The sequence below is a fragment of the Pseudaeromonas sp. HNCC25DJ180 genome (assembly GCF_055413345.1).
Window position 1 is genome coordinate 93864 of sequence record NZ_JBVAYF010000015.1, and the last position, 16781, is coordinate 110644.

Consider the following 16781-nt stretch of genomic DNA (forward strand, 5'->3'; position numbering starts at 1 on the left):
ATCGTTATGACACAACAAATATCACGGATTGGACGTTTTGTTACCTTGGCGTTACTGGCCGGTGTGTGCAGCTCATCTTTTGCAGCTGCTCGTCTGGAACAAGTAAAGGTAAATCCATTACTGGCCGACCAGTTACAGCTTGAACTTACCTTTAATGAACCGGTTACCGCTTTCTCTGATCGCCTGAAATATCAGCCTAACCAGTTGCTGGTGCATTTGCCTGAAGCCAGCTCAGGCTTGGCGATGAATCAAATCCCTGTCGAACGCAAGGGTATTCAGCAGGTTAGTGTGGCACCCAATGGCAATGGTCTGGATGTGGCTATCGCGCTTAATCAGTTGATGCCTTACCAGATCTCCCAGAAGGGAAACCAGTTGCTGGTGACTATGGGCCAAGGGGTTAATAGTTCGACGCAGATTGACGCCGCGCCTGTCATTGCAACGGCGGCTGCCGCAACGGCAGTCGCCCAGGCTGCTCCGGTTACGGCCAAGAGTACTCAGGCTGCCCCGGCTGCCAAGTCACCGGTTACCAGTGCCGCCATTAACCGCATCAAGAGCCTGGATTTCAAACGGGGTAAGGATGGCGCAGGTCAACTGTTGGTGGGGCTGGATAACAGTTCCGCGGCCGTGGACATAGTTAATCGTGGTAATCACATTGTTGCCAAGTTCCACGCTACCGATGTAGCCAGTGAGCTGATTGCGCTGATGGATGTCACTGACTTTGCCACGCCGGTGGGCAAGGTAGATGTATCTCATCAGGGAAATGATGTGGTACTGGATCTGGCTGTGAGTGGTCGCTATGACTACCAATATGATCAGGCGCAGGATCTCTTTATCATCGAGGTATCACCGCTGAAGGCAACAGCCAAGGCCGGGGCTGACCAGGTGAAGTATAAGGGTAAACCCATCTCCCTGAACTTCCAGAATGTGCCGATCCGTACCGTGCTGCAGTTGATTGCGGATTTCAACAACTTCAACCTAGTCACCACAGATACGGTGACCGGCAACATTACCCTGCGTCTGGATGGTGTGCCTTGGGAACAGGCTCTGGATACAGTGCTGAAGGTCAAGGGGCTGGATAAGCGTCTGGATAACAACATACTGCTGGTGGCTCCGGCTCAGGAAATTGCGGCTCGGGAAAAGCAGAGCCTGGAGAGCAAGAACCAGGTAGCTGAGCTGGCTCCTCTGGTTACTGAATATATTCAGGTGAACTATGCCAAGGCGGCTGAGATGGCCAGCCTGCTGTCAACCGACAAGACCCGCTTGCTCTCTAGCCGGGGGGCGGTCAGCGTGGATGAGCGGACCAACACCCTGCTGCTCAAGGATACGGCTGAGGTGGTCGACCATATCAAGAGCATGTTGAAAGTGCTGGATGTTCCGGTCAAACAGGTGGTGATCGAGGCGCGCATGGTCACCATAGACGATGGTGTCGATGAGCAGCTGGGGGTTCGCTGGGGTTATAGTAAGGCCCAGCAGGATGGCTCTACTTCGGGTTCTATTGCGGGTAATGATGCGATAAGAGGAGGTTCGGTTCCTGCTATAAATGACCGTCTCAACGTCAACTTACCGGTGGCGGCGGCCAATGCTGGTCGCTTGGCCTTCCAAGTAGCCAAGTTGGCAGATGGCTCTTTGCTGGATCTGGAGTTGAGTGCCTTGGAAAACGAAAATAAGGCCGAGATCATCGCCAGCCCTCGGGTCACCACGGCTAACCAGAAGGAGGCGCTCATAGAGCAGGGTACTGAGTTCCCCAGCAACGCATCGACTTCTAGTGGTGCTACCTCGGTAGAGTGGAAAAAGGCAGTGCTGAGTCTCAAAGTGACGCCGCAGATCACACCGGATAATCGTGTAATCCTGGATCTGATGGTGACCCAAGACACCTTGGGTGAGACGGTACAGACAGGTACCGGCACAGGAACCGCCATTAACACCCAACAAATCAGCACTCAGGTACTGGTTGACAACGGTGAGACTCTGGTATTGGGCGGTATCTATCAGCAGACCATCAAGAAGAACGTCACCAAGATCCCGTTGCTTGGCGATATTCCTGGTCTGGGTGTGTTGTTCCGCAATACTACATCGAAGAATGCCAAACGTGAGTTGCTGATCTTCGTGACGCCCAAGATAGTGTTGGAGTCGCAACTGTAACTTAAGTTTGTATTGGAAGTATGAACAAGGCCCAGCTAAGCTGGGCCTTGTTGTCTCTATTTGAACGCTATTTCATCATTGTGCCCGAGAAGTATACAGGAGGGACTCGTACAGGGTGCTTTCTGCCGCTTCTAACCCATGCCAAGTTGCTATCATGGGAGCGCTGCTGCATAATTCCCCGTCCAGTTTCAAACGTTAGGGATATATGTCCTTGGATCCCGCCGCATGCGGGCAGGTTAGTTTTGACTATTTGACGAATAAAATGGCTGAGAAACGCAATATTTTCCTTGTGGGCCCCATGGGGGCCGGTAAAAGCACCATTGGTAAACATCTGGCAGATCAACTGCATATGGAGTTCTTTGACTCAGATCAGGAGATCGAGCATCGCACCGGGGCTGATATTAGCTGGGTGTTCGATGTAGAAGGTGAAGACGGCTTCCGTAAACGGGAAGAGCAAGTCATCGGTGAGTTGACCGAGCTGCAAGGGATTGTCCTGGCGACGGGTGGGGGCGCGATCAAAAGCACCCAGACTCGTAATCGCCTCTCTGCACGCGGCATAGTGGTTTACCTCGAAACGCCAATTGAAAAACAATTGGCACGCACCCAGCGGGATAAGCGTCGTCCGCTGTTACAGACAGAAGAAGATCCTCGGGATGTTCTGATTCGTCTGGCCGATGAACGCGAACCTTTATATCGCGAAATCGCCGATTACGTGGTGCGCACCGATGAACAGAGTGCCAAGTTGGTTGCCAATCAGATTGCGCAACTGCTGGGTTTATAAGGCTTGAGTTGAGGGAGCGGGTGACATGGAGCAATTGACGGTCGCTTTGGCAGAAAGAAGTTATCCCATTTCGATTGGACCGGGTCTTCTGGATGATGTGACTCTGTTTGCCCAGGTTATTAAGGGTAAGCGGGTGATGATCATCACCAATGTCACCATAGCCCCTCTCTATCTGGAGCGGTTACAACGCACCCTGGCTGCTTGGCAACTGGATACCTGTATTTTGCCTGATGGCGAAGAGTACAAGAATCTGGAGAGTTTTAATCAGATCATGACTGCTTTATTGCAAGGTAATCATGGTCGCGATACGACTCTAGTTGCCTTGGGGGGGGGAGTGATAGGCGATCTGGTGGGGTTTGCCGCCGCCAGTTATCAGCGTGGCGTACCTTTCATTCAGGTGCCCACCACACTGCTCTCCCAAGTTGACTCCTCGGTGGGGGGGAAGACGGCAGTCAACCACCCCATGGGCAAGAATATGATAGGGGCTTTCTATCAGCCCAAGGCTGTGGTTATTGATACCGATTGCCTGGCCACGCTTCCCGAGCGCGAGCTTTCGGCTGGGCTGGCTGAGGTGATCAAGTATGGCATCATCTGGGATGCAGCCTTCTTCGCCTGGTTGGAGCTGCATACTGCCGAGTTGCTGGCATTGGATACCCAGTTGTTGGCTCAGGCTATCTTTCGTTGCTGCCAAATCAAGGCTGATGTGGTGGCACAGGATGAGACAGAAACGGGTGTCCGGGCCTTGCTCAATCTGGGGCATACCTTTGGTCATGCTATCGAGGCTGAACAGGGTTACGGCAACTGGTTGCATGGCGAGGCGGTTGCCGCAGGCACTGTACTGGCAGCAGCTACGGCTGTGGCTCTTGGTTTGCTGACGGCTGAACAGGCCTTGCGGATCCGCCAACTGCTGGTGGCGGCCAAGTTACCTGTGGTGGCTCCTGCTCAAATGGATTTCACGACCTTTATTCACCACATGATGCGTGATAAAAAAGTGTTATCCGGCAAGCTACGCTTGGTATTACCCACGGGTATTGGCTCGGCTGATCTCTTTGCCGATGTAGAACCAGGCTTACTGCAACAGATCATTGATGCGGAACGGATGGTGTGACCACTCGGGATCTTCCTGAATTAGAAAGCCAATCTCAAATGGTGTTGCGGTTGCGGCACCTGTTTGAGGTCTCTTCACCTTGTATTTTCCTCTCTGGAAACCAGGGCAGCGGTAAGACGCACCTGTGTGAACTCTTACTCACCAGCTTTGATCCCCCCTGGCGCGTGGCTTACCTGACCTATCTTGACAAGCTTTCTTTGCCTAAGGCTCGGGAAGCCTTGATCCAGCAGTTGCTGATCAACCCGGTATTCGATCCTGCTGATACTCTGGGTGACTCGCTGTTCCGTTTGCTGGGGAGTGAGCCAATCCGTTTGCTGTTAGTGGTGGATGATGCGCATCTTGCCCCAGATGAGTTCATCGACGAGTTGTGGGATTTTCTCTGCATCAATGATGCGTTGCCGATTTCCCACAAAATAGGTGTGTTATTCTGTGGTCACAGTGAATGGGGCGAATCACGCGCCAGAAGGCTCCGGGGACGAGAGGGTTCAGTGCTCGAGCTGGAAATTGAGCCTTTGGTAAGCCGAGAGCAAACCCGGTTACTGGAGTTTAATCTGCGCACTGGCGGTGTTGTGGCGCATATGCCTAATCCTGCCGCCCTGGCCGATAGACTCAGATCATGTGCCGGAAACCCAGGTAGAATTGTTGCATTGGCGGAGAGCATAATGGATAAGAAAAGTTTGTTAAAACTCAAAGAATTGCCAACGAATAAACTGGTTGCCACTGGTGCTGTGGTGGTCGGGGGTATCTTGTTGTTGAGCTGGGTTTTGCCGCCACTGCTCTCAACCAATCCGACTACTCCGGGCGGTGTCACTACTGAGCAGACCATGGTCTCCGCTGCCGAAGGGACTGTGATCTCGGCAGCCCAGAGCGTCAATCCTGTGTCGGATAGCGGTGCCCTGCCTGCTGAGCCTCAGGGGGATTTGACCGCTGAGGAGGGGGGAAATGGGGAGACTCGCCGGGTGGTCATTGCCGATCAAGTGGTCAAAGACATCATGGCTAGCCAGAAAAATGGTACTGTCCCAGCAGCCAGCGGTGCAGTTGACTCGGCGTCTGCAGGCGTCTCCGGTGCCGTGACGTCAGTGCAGCAGCTACCCGCATTGGCTCAAAAGCTCAAAGGTCATGAGGTCAGTGGCGCCGCTGCGAGTGCGGCGGTTACGTCAGTGGCTAAACCTGCACCGACGGTCAAGCCGTCGCAGCCTAAAGTCGAGGCCAAACCCGTCGCCAACAAGAGTGGTGTGGCTGCTGGCACGGGTAACCTGGCTGAGCTCAAGCAGAAGCCCGCTCGTCACTATACATTGCAACTCTCAGCTGGCCCCGATCTGGCGGCATTGAAACAGTCGGCTCGCCAGCTCTCGCTGCCTCAGACCAGTTGGGTCTACCAGACCGAGTACCAGGGTAAGCCTTGGTTTGTACTGATCCAGGGTGACTATGCTACTTCGGCCCAGGCCAAGGCGGCCATTGCAACGCTGCCAGCGCAGGTTAAGCGTGGTGCACCTTGGCCTAAGTCCTTTGCCCAGGTGCAAAAAGAGATCAAGTAAGCCATAGCGGCAATATTCTTCGGGGGCTACAATGCGCCCCCTTTTTTATGGTAATTCCGGGCAGTTCAGATCTGATACTCATGAAGAAAATGCGCGCATTCCTTAAATGGGCCGGAGGGAAATATGCACTGGCCGATGCGATAACTGCCAGGTTGCCCGCTGGACGAGTCTTGGTGGAGCCTTTTGTCGGGGCAGGTTCGGTTTTTCTGAATACCGAGTTTGAAGAGTACCTGCTTGCCGACATCAATCCAGATCTAATCAATTTTTATAATCTGCTCAAGTTCAAGCCTGAACAGGTGATTGCCGAGTCTCGTCGCCTGTTTGTGGATGGCAACAATCAGAAACTGGTCTACTACGAACTGCGCGAAGCCTTCAATCGAACTACAGATACCACGGCGCGTGCGGCGCTGTTTCTCTATCTTAATCGCTATGGTTATAACGGGCTTTGTCGTTATAACAAAAAAGGCGGATTTAATGTCCCCTTTGGCAAATACAAGAAACCCTACTTTCCGGAAGAGGAGTTGTGGGGGTTTGCCGAGAAGGCGCAGAAAGCCACGTTCCTGTGTGAGTCGTACGCTCAGACTTTCACTCGGCTGCAGGCCGATCATGTGGTCTATTGCGACCCACCCTATGTACCCCTGTCCAGTTCGGCCAATTTCACCAGCTACGCAGCCGGTGGCTTCACCCTGGATGATCAAGCCCTGCTGGCGCGCCTGGCGCGCCGGACTGTGATAGAGCAGCGGGTGCCTGTGCTCATCAGTAACCATGCCACCCCTTTGACCTATGAGTTGTACCGCGGTGCCGACTTACTGGAAATTCAAGTCAAACGTACGATCAGCCGCAGTGCAGGAAATAGGCAAAAGGTAGGGGAGCTGCTAGCCCTCTATCTGCCCGGCATGGAATTCGAGTCGCCGTGACGCGGCGCTTGCCCTAGAGTCAGGCGCCGTATTGGAGTAATATTTGCCCGTTTTTGCAACCGCCATTAGATGAGATCCTTGATGAAAGAGTTTTTGATTGCCCCGTCGATTCTGTCTGCCAACTTTGCCCGTCTGGGTGAGGATGTGGCCAATGTGCTGGCCGCTGGCGCCGATGTGGTGCATTTCGACGTGATGGATAACCACTATGTCCCCAATCTGACCATAGGCCCTATGGTATGCCAGGCTCTGCGTGATTTTGGCATCCAGGCGCCGATTGATGTACATCTGATGGTGAAGCCGGTGGATCGTCTTATTCCCGATTTTGCCAAGGCCGGTGCCTCACTCATCACCTTTCATCCTGAAACTTCCGAGCATATTGATCGTTCACTGCAACTCATCAAGGATCACGGTTGCCAGGCTGGCTTAGTCTTCAACCCGGCCACGACCCTGCACTACCTGGATCATGTGCTGGATAAGCTGGATGTGATCCTGCTGATGTCAGTGAACCCGGGCTTTGGTGGTCAAAGCTTCATACCTGGCACTCTGGATAAGCTGCGTCAGGTTCGTCGTCTCATCGATGAGAGTGGCCGTGACATCCGTCTGGAAATTGATGGTGGCGTCAAGGTGGATAATATCCGTGAGATCGCCGCCGCCGGGGCCGATATGTTTGTGGCGGGCTCAGCCATCTTCAGTCAGCCAGACTACAAGACGGTCATCGATCAAATGCGTGCCGAGCTGGCCAAGGCCCACGGCTGAGATGCGGGATAAACAATCGCAGTTTGATTTGCTGCTGTTCGATCTGGACGGCACCCTCATCGACAGCGTGCCACAACTTTTTCTGGCTGTGGAGGCTGCGCTAGCCTGCTGCGACTTGCCGACGGTGACGCTGGCTCAGGTGCAGATGTGGATTGGCAATGGCGCCGATATGTTGCTAAAGCGAGCCATACAGCAACGACATCTGTTGGTGGGGGAGGTGGATGCCGAGCTCTTCCAGCGAGTGCGTTCTGCTTTTGATACCCACTACCATGCCAGCCTGAGTCGTAATTTTTCCGTTTTCCCTGGGGTGAGTGAGACCTTGCAGCGTCTGCGCCAAGCTGGCTATCGCATGGCTGTGGTGACCAACAAGCCGGCGCCCTTTGTGGAACCCCTGATGCAGGCCGCCAATCTGCTGCCGCTGTTTGACATGTTACTGGGTGGGGATATTCTACCCGTACGCAAACCCGATCCGGCGCCTCTGCTGCATATCTGCGAGGCACTGCAGATCGCGCCAGCTCGCACCCTGATGATAGGCGACTCCAAGAACGATGTCCTGGCTGCCCAGGCCGCAGCCATTCCCGTGGTGGGTCTGACCTATGGTTATAACCACGGTGAATCAATAGCGTCATCGGCTCCTGATTGGGTCATGGATGAGTTCAGCCAGCTCGAAGAGCTGTTGCTGGTTAATTAATTGAAGGAAACACGACGCTATGACTAGACCCATAGTACTGAGTGGTGCCCAACCCTCGGGGCAATTGAGCATTGGCAACTACATGGGTGCCCTGCGGCAGTGGGTGACCATGCAAGATGATTATGACTGTCTCTACTGCATAGTCGATCTGCATGCCATCACAGTGCGCCAGGATCCGCAAGCCCTGCGCAAGGCTTGTCTCGATGCTGCCGCCCTCTACCTGGCCGTGGGTATAGACCCGAACAAGAGCACTGTCTTCATCCAGTCTCATGTGCCTCAGCATGCGGAATTAGGCTGGATCCTCAACTGTTACACCCAGATGGGTGAGCTGTCACGGATGACCCAGTTTAAGGACAAGTCCCAGCGCTACGAAAATAACGTCAACGTGGGGCTGTTTGGTTACCCAGTGCTGATGGCCGCCGATATCCTGCTCTATCAGGCGAATCAGGTGCCGGTGGGGCATGATCAGAAGCAGCACCTTGAATTGACTCGCGATGTAGCCTATCGTTTCAACACTCTGTATGGTGATATCTTCACCATGCCGGATCCTTTTATCCCCGATCAGGGTGCCAGGGTCATGAGTCTGCAAGATCCGACCAAGAAGATGTCCAAGTCCGATGACAATCAAAACAATGTGATCGGCCTGTTGGAAGATATCAAATCTATCACCAAGAAGATCAAGCGTGCCGTCACCGACTCACAAGAGCCGCCTTTGGTGCGTTACGATGTGGCAGAAAAGCCCGGGGTCTCCAACCTGCTGACCCTGATGCATGGCGCCACCGGGCGTCCCATTTCTGAGCTCGAGAGCCACTTCGAAGGCAAGATGTATGGTCATCTCAAGGGCGAAACCGCTGATGCTGTGGTTGCCCTGTTGGAGCCGATTCAGCAGCGTTTCCATGCCTTGCGTGAAGATGAAAGTCATCTGCTGACTGTGTTGCATCAAGGGGCGGAGAAGGCGCGTTTACGAGCCGAAAAAACCTTGGCCCGAGTCTATGATGCCATTGGTTTGTTGCCCAAGGCTTGAACCATTCCAAACTAGGGTGTGGTCAGAGTGACCTGGTTGGTCGCTCTGGCTCCTGTTTATTACTGACTACTTAATGTTGAGATCTCATGTCACAACCAGAACAGATAGAACAAATCGAATTAGAAAACAAAGATTACTGGCTGCGTCGCTTTCGCAAGGCCAAAACCGTCAAGACCCTGGAGCTGATGGTGCCCAAGGCTGTGGATGATTACCACCAGCAACCCACAGTACTGGCGGCTATCTACTTGGCGGAATGTCAGCGCGAACGTGAACTGGAGTATGGTGTCCTGCTCAATCGGTAATTGTTGACAACGCCACATCTCGACCGAAAGCCTGACTGGTTACGCTGACTCAAGGCCTCCACCCTGTTATTTATTCCTCTCTTTACCGAGCATGATCTGGGCGTGTGGGTTTGCCTATTTTTTGCTTGACCATTGGTTTGCCCTCCTTGGTCAACAGCACCCATTGTCCGACAAAGATTTGTCACAGGATGGGGTTATACTAGCGGTTTGTCTGGTTGGCTGGCCTCTCTTCTCATGTCAAAACGTCTGCTCTGGTTGCTTCCGCTGCTCTTGCTTGCCCTTGGGCTCTGCTATCACTTCTTTATCGTTAGCTCATCATCTCAATCCTCGGCCAAGACGCGACAGATGGTGGCGACGGTACGATTGGAAACGGTTCAGCGGGTCGTCGTCACCAATCAATTGCCTTTGGTGGGCAAGTTGGCAGCGAGTCAGTCGGTGACCATCACCCCTGAGGTGAGCGGGCGGGTCACGGCTCTGCCTTCATCGAAGGGTGGGCTGGTAGCGTTTGGCACTCGTCTGGTACAGCTGGATGATGCCAGACAGCGGGCGGTGCATGCCGAAGCGGAGGCCTTCCTGGTTAACGAGCAGCGAAAACTCAGTGACTTGACCCGTCTGGCCAGAAAGGGCGTGGTCACCCAGAACGATCTGGATGGGCAAGCCGCCGTGGTGGCCCAAGCCCAGGCTCGGCGGGATATTACAGCGTTCGAACTCTCTCAACGTCGTCTCCTGGCCCCTTTTGCCGGTCGAGTAGGGCTCTATGACATCAGCTTGGGGGCCTTGGTGAACCCGGGGGAAGTACTGCTGCATCTGGATGATCTCTCGGTGATGCGGCTGGATCTGGCGGTGCCTGAGCGTTACCTGTCCCAGTTGCAACTGGGCATGCCCCTGACGGGTCATGCGGTGGCCTGGCCTGATGCTTCATTTGCCGGTGTGATCCGCTCTATCGACAGTCGCGTGGAGAGTGAGACGCTGAATATCAAGGTGCGGCTGGAGTTTGCCAATGACGATGAGCGGCTGCGGCCTGGCATGTTGATGCAGGTCGATCTGCCCTTTGCCAGTGAGCAACAGCCGCTGATCCCGGTGCAGGCCATCGAATTTCAGGGTAACGAGCGGTTTGTCTATCTGCTGGGCAGCGATCAGCATGTGCAGCGGCGCAAGATTGAGTTAGGGGAGGCTCAGGGCAGCCGCATTGCCGTGCTCTCCGGTCTGCAGGGGGGGGAGCCTCTGGTCGTTGAAGGGGTGGTCGCCCTGCATGATGGCATGAAGGTCAAGGTGGTTCCGGCCGCTAAGCAGCCGGGCGCCGGGACAACCAGCGCAAACGCCGTAGGAGAGGTGAGATGATCCTTTCCGATCTCTCTATCAAGCGGCCTGTGTTGGCGCTGGTGGCTAGCTTGCTGCTGCTCATCTTTGGTCTGGTGGCCTTCTCCCGTTTGCCGGTGCGTGAGATGCCGGATGTGCAGGCACCTTCAGTCAGCATCACGACCACCTATGAGGGCGCCGCGGCCGACATCATAGAGAGCCAGGTGACCAAACCGCTAGAGGATCAACTCTCTGGTATCAGTGGTATCCGCTCCATCCTCTCCACCAGCCGTAAGGGGCGCAGCAGTGTCACGGTAGAGTTTGAACAGGGCTGGAACATGCTTGAGGCGCTTTCCGATATCCGCGATGGTGTCTCCCGCGCCCGGCGTCAGCTACCCGATGAGGTGGATGAGCCTGTGGTCTCCCGGGATAATGGTGAGGGCGAAGTCTCCATCTGGCTCAACTTTTCCAGTACCCAGATGGATAGAGTGGCGCTGACGGACTATGCCAATCGCAGTCTCATCAAATCATTGAGTCTGGTGGATGGCGTTAGCTCGGTAAACCTCTCCGGCGATCTGCAAAAAGTCATGTATATCCGCCTGAAGAGCAGCCAGATGAGTGGTTTGGGGATTGCGGTCAACGATGTGCTGAGCGCTCTGGCGCGGGAGAATGTGGAGCTGCCCGGCGGCGAAGTGCGCAACAACAGCATGGTGCTGCCGGTGCAACTGGTGCGCCAGTATCAGGATGCGGCTAGCTTTCGTCGCTTGCCCCTGCGCACCCTGGACAGCGGCCAGACGCTCTACCTGGGTGATGTCGCCGACATAGAGGAGGGGGCCAAGAATGAACTCAGTGCTTACCAGCGGAATGGCCAACTCAGTATCGGGATTGGCATCATACCCCAATCGACGGCCAACCCTCTGGATATGGCGGCGGGCGTAGAGAGGGAGGTCGCTCGCCTGCAACGCTTTTTGCCACCTGGCGCCGAGTTGGTGGTGGATTACAACAGTACCCATTTTATCCGCCAGGCCATAGATGAAGTCTACCTGACCCTGGCGGTGGCGGGTCTGCTGGTGGTGGGCGTGCTCTATCTCTTCATCGGCCAGTGGCGCGCTACGCTGATCCCGGCGGTGACGGTTCCGGTTTCACTGATCGCTGCCTGTATCGGGGCTTGGTATTTCGGTTTCTCCATCAATCTTATCACCCTGCTGGCCCTGATCCTGGCCATCGGCTTGGTGGTAGATGATGCCATAGTGGTGGTGGAAAATATTCACCACCACCTGCGGCTGGGGCGTACACCTCTGCTGGCGGCCTGGCATGGCACTCGGGAGGTTGGATTTGCTGTCATTGCCACCACTGTGGTGCTCATCATGGTCTTCCTGCCCATCACCTTCATGCAGGGCATGATGGGGCGACTCTTTACCGAGTTTGCGCTGTTTCTTGCCCTGGCGGTCTTCTTCTCTGCCCTGGTGGCGCTGACACTCTCCCCGGCCATGGGGGCACGTCTGCTACGTGAACATGATGAAACCACTCGCCTGACACTATGGCTGGAGCGGGGTATGACCCGGCTGGAGGGTGTCTACCGACGGCTCCTGGACTGGTTGTTACTGCGGGCCTGGCTGGCTCCACTGGTGATGCTGCTGGTGGTGTTAGCTATTGGCTGGCTCTACTGGCGGGTACCCACCAATCTGGCACCCGTTGAGGATAGAGGCGTCATCTATGTGATGGTGCGTGGTGCCGAGGGCACCAGCATAGAGCGCATGAAGCGCAACATGCTGCAGGTGGAGTCCCGTCTGTTGCCGCTGGTGGGTAAGGGCGTGGTGAGTGCCATCAGCTTCAGTACCCCTGCGTTAGGTCGAGGCAGTGATCAGAGCGGCATGGTGACTATCCAGCTCACCGATTGGGCCGAGCGTGAGCAGAGTGCCGCCCAGTTTCTGGCGCAACTGCCAACCCTGCTGCGTGGCATTCCCGATATCTCCTTGCGCCCCTATCAGCCGGGCTTTCGCGGCCGCTCCCAGGCGCCGGTGCAGTTTGTGCTGCAGGGCAGTGACTATACCGAGCTGGACCTGTGGGCTCAGCGCCTGAAGTTAGAGGTGGCCAAAAGTCCACTACTGAACAACCCGGATCTGGATTATACCGCCAAGACCCCGGAGATCCGGGTGAACGTGGATCGGGAACGGGCGGCCCAGCTCGGGGTATCGCTGCAGGATGTGGGACAAGCACTGCAGACCCTGTTGGGTGGCAGCAGCAAGACCACCTATGTGGATCGTGGCGAGGAGTATGACGTCTATGTGCGGGCCGATCAGCAGCACTTCAGCAGTGGTAATGATCTGAATCGACTCTACTTGCGTTCGGCCAAGGGTGAGATGGTGAGTCTCGCTACTCTGGCCCAGGTCGAGGTGGTGGCCTCGGCCCAGCGTTTGGGTCACTACCAGCGGCAGAAGGCGATCACCCTGAGTGCGTACCTGCCTACGGGGCAGACGCAAGGCGTGGCGCTGAATTGGCTCGATAGCTGGGCCAAGAGCAATCTGCCTGCGGGTATCTCGGTGGATTATGCGGGTGAGTCTAAAGAGTATCGCGACAGTCAGAGCGATGTGCTGGCGGTCTTCGCTCTGGCTCTGCTGGTGGCCTTTTTGGTGATGGCCGCCCAGTTTGAGAGTTTCCTCAATCCCTTGGTGGTGATGTTCACCGTACCTTTGGGGGTGTTGGGCGGACTGCTAGGACTGTGGCTCTTGGGTCAGAGCCTGAATTTGTATAGCCAGATCGGCATGTTGCTGCTCATCGGCATGGTGACCAAGAATGGGATCTTGATCGTGGAGTTTGCCAATCAGCTCCGTAGCCGAGGGCAGGACTTTGAAACGGCGATTATCAATGCTGCCGTGCGGCGTTTGCGCCCCATACTGATGACCTCAGCCACGGCCATCATAGCGGCCATTCCCTTGATGCTATCGCGTGGTGCCGGTTACGAGAGCCGGGTGGCGGTGGGTACTGTCGTCTTCTTCGGCATGCTGCTGGCCACGTTCATTACCCTGCTGCTGGTGCCGGCCTTCTACCGGCTGTTGGCTCGGTATACTCAGGCTCCCGAAGTCCAGGGGCAGCTGTTGGAGCAGGCTCTGGCCGCAGAGCAATTGCAGCCCGGGGAACGTGGGACTAGCGAACTTAGTGCTCGCTGATTAGTTGCGGGCAGGTGAGCAGGCAGGAACCTGCTCACCTTGAGTGGTTATGGTTGCGTTGTTGTGGCGGCCGATGCATGGAGCTTTACTCGAACCTCCATCGCCTCAATGCGTTGTTCGGCGGCACTGTTGGTGGTGGCCTGAGCACCATGGAATACCGGGTCCTGGGCTACTTCCTTGACGCCGTTGATGCAGAATTGCATCCCCATGCAGATGAGCAAAAAGCCCATGATGCGGGTCATGGCATCGATACCCGTGGCCCCGAGCAACTTGCACACCGGATCGGCCAGTTTTAACACCACCCAGCTGAGTAGCGTGATCAGCAGGAATGAGACCACAACCGCGCTGTAGATAGCGAGGCGGGAGTATTCATGGGGTAGCTCGGCAATTTGAGCCGAGCCGCTGATCACCAGGGCCATGGTTCCCGGGCCACACAGACTGGGCATGGTCAAGGGGACGAAGGCGATGTTAGGGTTGTTCTCCGTCACCTGGGTACTGCTGGGGGCGGGGAACAGCATACGGAAGCCGATGAAGCCTATGATGAGCCCACCGCCCAGGCGCAGGCCTGGGATCGAAATGCCAAACAGATCCAGGATAGAGGAGCCAATAAAGAAGCTGGTGCAGAGCAGACAGAAGAGGTAGATAGCGGCCAGATTGACCTGGTTACGGACCTGCTCGCGGGACATGCCTTTACTCAAGCCTAGCAGTAGCGTCGCCGTGGTAGGGGGGTTGACCATGGGCAGCAATGCCAAAAATGATAAAAACACGACCTGGACAAACATAACGACCTCGAGTGGATAGTTTAACTACAGATGCATAGTGCGCCTTTATATGATTGATGGGTGTCAGACGCAATCTTTTTACCTCGGATTGGCCTCTTACTTGGGCTGGCTCAACCCAATCGCAGAGCTGTGATATCATGGCGACAGTCAGGCACCCAGCCTGCTAGCGACAAGAGTGAATGACAGCCTCATGATCCTGCTTATCGATAATTACGACTCCTTCACCTACAACCTGGTGCAATACTTTGGTGCCTTGGGCGAAGAGGTGCTGGTACGCCGCAATGATGCCATCACCCTTGCCGAGATTGCGGCCCTGGCCCCCTCTCATCTGGTCATCTCGCCAGGCCCCTGCACCCCCAACGAGGCCGGGATCTCCCTGGCGGCCATCCGCTATTTTGCCGACTCGCTGCCCATTTTAGGGGTCTGCCTGGGGCATCAGTCCTTGGCCCAGGCTTTCGGTGCTCAGGTGGTGCGGGCACAACGGGTCATGCACGGCAAGACCTCGCTTATCGAGCATGATGGCCAGGGCGTGTTCGCCGGTTTGAACCAGCCGTTGCGAGTCACCCGCTACCACTCGTTGATCGTGGCGCCGCAGAGTCTGCCGGCCGAACTGGTGGTGACGGCCTGGAGCCAAGCGGAAGTGGATGGGCAGGGTAGGAGCATGGCACCTGAAATCATGGGCTTGCGTCATCGTGAGCTCCCTCTCTTCGGTGTCCAGTTTCACCCCGAGAGCATCCTCAGCGAGCAGGGGATGGCACTGTTACAAAACTTTGTGCGACTGGGCTGATTTGCCTGGCCTGAGTCGGCGAAACAGAGCGTCACAGGCTATGCTCAATCCAGTGGCAAGATCGGGGGCATTCAGCGTGCAATACTAGCTGTGGCCTCAGCTCCCAATCTCTTCTTGTATTGAGTATCCGCCAGCGGTTATGCGTTAGTTTGGCGTGATGTTTTTTCGCTTTGGAGGCTCCATGACAGAACTACAGCTCACCTGCCCTGACGATTGGCACCTGCATCTGCGCGATGGTGCCTTGCTCGGCGAAACCGTGCCGGCGACGGCGCGCGCTTTTGCCCGGGCCGTGGTGATGCCCAACCTGGTTCCGCCTGTTACCGATGCCACTCTGGCGTTGGCCTATCGGCAGCGCATTGAGGCGGCGCGTCCCAAGGGCAGCCAGTTTATCCCCTTGATGACCCTCTATCTGACCGATCAGACTACGGCCGCCATGATAGAAGAGGCAAAGGCCGCTGGGGTGCTAGCGGTCAAGCTCTATCCTGCCGGGGCCACCACCCATTCGGATTTGGCGGTCACCAACATCGACCGGTTGAGTCCGGTGCTGGAGAAACTCAGTGAGCTGGGTATGCCGCTGCTACTGCACGGTGAGGTGACGGATGAAGGGGTGGATATCTTCGATCGGGAGCAGGTGTTCATCGAGCGTCATCTCAAGGGGTTAGTCGCCCGCTATCCAGAGCTGAAGATAGTGCTGGAACATATCACCACAGAGCAGGCCGCTGAATTTGTCTGGGCGGCTCCTGAGAATGTGGCGGCGACCATCACCCCCCAGCACCTGTTGATGAATCGTAACCACCTCTTGGTGGGAGGGATCCGGCCCCACAACTACTGTCTGCCTGTGCTTAAGCGCCGCAATCACCAGGAGGCGCTGCAGCAGGTGGCCATCAGCGGCAATCCCAAGTTTTTCCTGGGAACGGATTCTGCCCCGCACCTGCAGGAGCGCAAGGAGACGGGCTGTGGCTGCGCCGGTTGCTACTCGGCCCCTGCGGCCATCGAGCTCTATGCCGAGGCCTTTGATCAGTTGGGGGCACTGGATAAGCTGCAGGGTTTTGCCAGCGAGTTCGGTGCCGACTTCTACGGCTTGCCCCGCAACCAGGGACTTATCACCCTCAAACGTGAGCCCTGGCAGGTTCCCGAGCGGCTGGCGCTGCTGGGGGGCCGCACTCTGGTGCCGTACTGGGCCGGCCAGACCCTGCAGTGGCGGCTGACTAACCGCGCCTGATTAACGCCCGATGCCCGGTTTAACACCGGGTATCGGGCGCTTGGGCGGCCCATGTGCTTTGCTCTTCTCTGCTTGCCTCTCTTCTCCTCGCCATCACTTCGCCTCTTACGGTTTTGCTCGCCGCTTTTGTCGCCGAACTAATTAGTTGCGTTACGCAATTTTTTCTCGCAGGTGCTGGCGCCCGCCAAAACAAGTGATGTATTATGCAAAAACAGTGATTATTTTCTCACTCCTGACTCTGGGGTGACGAGGCCAATAAGGA

General features: G+C 55.9%; 14 protein-coding genes. 13 read left to right on the forward strand and 1 reads right to left on the reverse strand.

Annotation, left to right across the window (positions count from 1 at the left end):
- Window positions 1-6: 6 nt before the first annotated feature.
- The 11 genes from ACZYTD_RS14350 to ACZYTD_RS14400 all read left to right on the forward strand — a co-directional run bounded on the left by ACZYTD_RS14350 (window position 7) and on the right by ACZYTD_RS14400 (window position 13728).
- A complete protein-coding gene (locus ACZYTD_RS14350; RefSeq protein WP_463893013.1) occupies window positions 7-2142 on the forward strand; it encodes a type IV pilus secretin PilQ in 2136 nt (711 codons plus the stop codon).
- Between the two features lie 262 nt (window positions 2143-2404).
- Window positions 2405-2923, forward strand: coding sequence for a shikimate kinase AroK (aroK, locus tag ACZYTD_RS14355; protein WP_463893091.1), 519 nt, complete (start codon window positions 2405-2407; stop codon window positions 2921-2923).
- 25 nt (window positions 2924-2948) lie between these two features.
- Entirely contained in the window at window positions 2949-4031 is a 1083-nt protein-coding gene (aroB, locus tag ACZYTD_RS14360; protein WP_463893014.1) for a 3-dehydroquinate synthase, read from the forward strand.
- A 50-nt stretch (window positions 4032-4081) separates the two neighbouring features.
- Entirely contained in the window at window positions 4082-5569 is a 1488-nt protein-coding gene (locus tag ACZYTD_RS14365) for an AAA family ATPase (protein ID WP_463893015.1), read from the forward strand.
- 80 nt (window positions 5570-5649) lie between these two features.
- Window positions 5650-6486, forward strand: coding sequence for a Dam family site-specific DNA-(adenine-N6)-methyltransferase (locus ACZYTD_RS14370; RefSeq protein ID WP_463893017.1), 837 nt, complete (start codon window positions 5650-5652; stop codon window positions 6484-6486).
- 81 nt (window positions 6487-6567) lie between these two features.
- A complete protein-coding gene (gene rpe, locus ACZYTD_RS14375) occupies window positions 6568-7242 on the forward strand; it encodes a ribulose-phosphate 3-epimerase (RefSeq protein ID WP_463893019.1) in 675 nt (224 codons plus the stop codon).
- A 1-nt stretch (window position 7243) separates the two neighbouring features.
- Window positions 7244-7933 carry a phosphoglycolate phosphatase gene (locus ACZYTD_RS14380; RefSeq protein ID WP_463893020.1) on the forward strand — a complete coding sequence of 230 codons (690 nt, stop codon included), beginning with the start codon at window positions 7244-7246 and terminating at the stop codon, window positions 7931-7933.
- Between the two features lie 19 nt (window positions 7934-7952).
- Window positions 7953-8957 carry a tryptophan--tRNA ligase gene (gene trpS, locus ACZYTD_RS14385; RefSeq protein ID WP_463893021.1) on the forward strand — a complete coding sequence of 335 codons (1005 nt, stop codon included), beginning with the start codon at window positions 7953-7955 and terminating at the stop codon, window positions 8955-8957.
- An 86-nt stretch (window positions 8958-9043) separates the two neighbouring features.
- Entirely contained in the window at window positions 9044-9259 is a 216-nt protein-coding gene (locus ACZYTD_RS14390; RefSeq protein ID WP_463893023.1) for a hypothetical protein, read from the forward strand.
- 234 nt (window positions 9260-9493) lie between these two features.
- The gene (locus ACZYTD_RS14395; RefSeq protein WP_463893026.1) at window positions 9494-10600 is read left to right on the forward strand and encodes an efflux RND transporter periplasmic adaptor subunit; all 1107 of its coding nucleotides are present in this window, start codon (window positions 9494-9496) and stop codon (window positions 10598-10600) included.
- On the forward strand, window positions 10597-13728 hold the full coding sequence (locus tag ACZYTD_RS14400; protein ID WP_463893028.1) for an efflux RND transporter permease subunit: 3132 nt from the start codon (window positions 10597-10599) through the stop codon (window positions 13726-13728). The genes ACZYTD_RS14395 and ACZYTD_RS14400 overlap by 4 nt, the downstream gene beginning before the upstream one ends.
- Before the next feature lie 47 nt (window positions 13729-13775).
- Here ACZYTD_RS14400 and ACZYTD_RS14405 read toward each other — a convergent pair whose 3' ends face one another.
- Entirely contained in the window at window positions 13776-14510 is a 735-nt protein-coding gene (locus ACZYTD_RS14405) for a MarC family NAAT transporter (protein ID WP_463893030.1), read from the reverse strand.
- A 190-nt stretch (window positions 14511-14700) separates the two neighbouring features.
- On the opposite strand from ACZYTD_RS14405, the gene ACZYTD_RS14410 reads away from it, so the two are divergent.
- Window positions 14701-15297 carry an anthranilate synthase component II gene (locus ACZYTD_RS14410; RefSeq protein ID WP_463893032.1) on the forward strand — a complete coding sequence of 199 codons (597 nt, stop codon included), beginning with the start codon at window positions 14701-14703 and terminating at the stop codon, window positions 15295-15297.
- 181 nt (window positions 15298-15478) lie between these two features.
- Window positions 15479-16519 (forward strand): dihydroorotase, encoded by a 1041-nt coding sequence (gene pyrC / locus ACZYTD_RS14415; protein ID WP_463893034.1) that lies wholly within the window; start codon window positions 15479-15481, stop codon window positions 16517-16519.
- The last annotated feature ends 262 nt before the right edge of the window (window positions 16520-16781 follow it).

Excerpts from the sequence above, each read along its gene's own strand:
- ACZYTD_RS14350 (WP_463893013.1), top strand. The coding sequence starts at position 7 with ATGACACAACAAATATCACGGATTGGACGTTTTGTTACCTTGGCGTTA.
- aroK (WP_463893091.1), top strand. The coding sequence starts at position 2,405 with ATGGCTGAGAAACGCAATATTTTCCTTGTGGGCCCCATGGGGGCCGGT.
- aroB (WP_463893014.1), top strand. The coding sequence starts at position 2,949 with ATGGAGCAATTGACGGTCGCTTTGGCAGAAAGAAGTTATCCCATTTCG.
- ACZYTD_RS14370 (WP_463893017.1), top strand. The coding sequence starts at position 5,650 with ATGAAGAAAATGCGCGCATTCCTTAAATGGGCCGGAGGGAAATATGCA.
- rpe (WP_463893019.1), top strand. The coding sequence starts at position 6,568 with ATGAAAGAGTTTTTGATTGCCCCGTCGATTCTGTCTGCCAACTTTGCC.
- ACZYTD_RS14380 (WP_463893020.1), top strand. The coding sequence starts at position 7,244 with ATGCGGGATAAACAATCGCAGTTTGATTTGCTGCTGTTCGATCTGGAC.
- trpS (WP_463893021.1), top strand. The coding sequence starts at position 7,953 with ATGACTAGACCCATAGTACTGAGTGGTGCCCAACCCTCGGGGCAATTG.
- ACZYTD_RS14390 (WP_463893023.1), top strand. The coding sequence starts at position 9,044 with ATGTCACAACCAGAACAGATAGAACAAATCGAATTAGAAAACAAAGAT.
- ACZYTD_RS14395 (WP_463893026.1), top strand. The coding sequence starts at position 9,494 with ATGTCAAAACGTCTGCTCTGGTTGCTTCCGCTGCTCTTGCTTGCCCTT.
- ACZYTD_RS14400 (WP_463893028.1), top strand. The coding sequence starts at position 10,597 with ATGATCCTTTCCGATCTCTCTATCAAGCGGCCTGTGTTGGCGCTGGTG.
- ACZYTD_RS14405 (WP_463893030.1), bottom strand. The coding sequence starts at position 14,510 with ATGTTTGTCCAGGTCGTGTTTTTATCATTTTTGGCATTGCTGCCCATG.
- ACZYTD_RS14410 (WP_463893032.1), top strand. The coding sequence starts at position 14,701 with ATGATCCTGCTTATCGATAATTACGACTCCTTCACCTACAACCTGGTG.
- pyrC (WP_463893034.1), top strand. The coding sequence starts at position 15,479 with ATGACAGAACTACAGCTCACCTGCCCTGACGATTGGCACCTGCATCTG.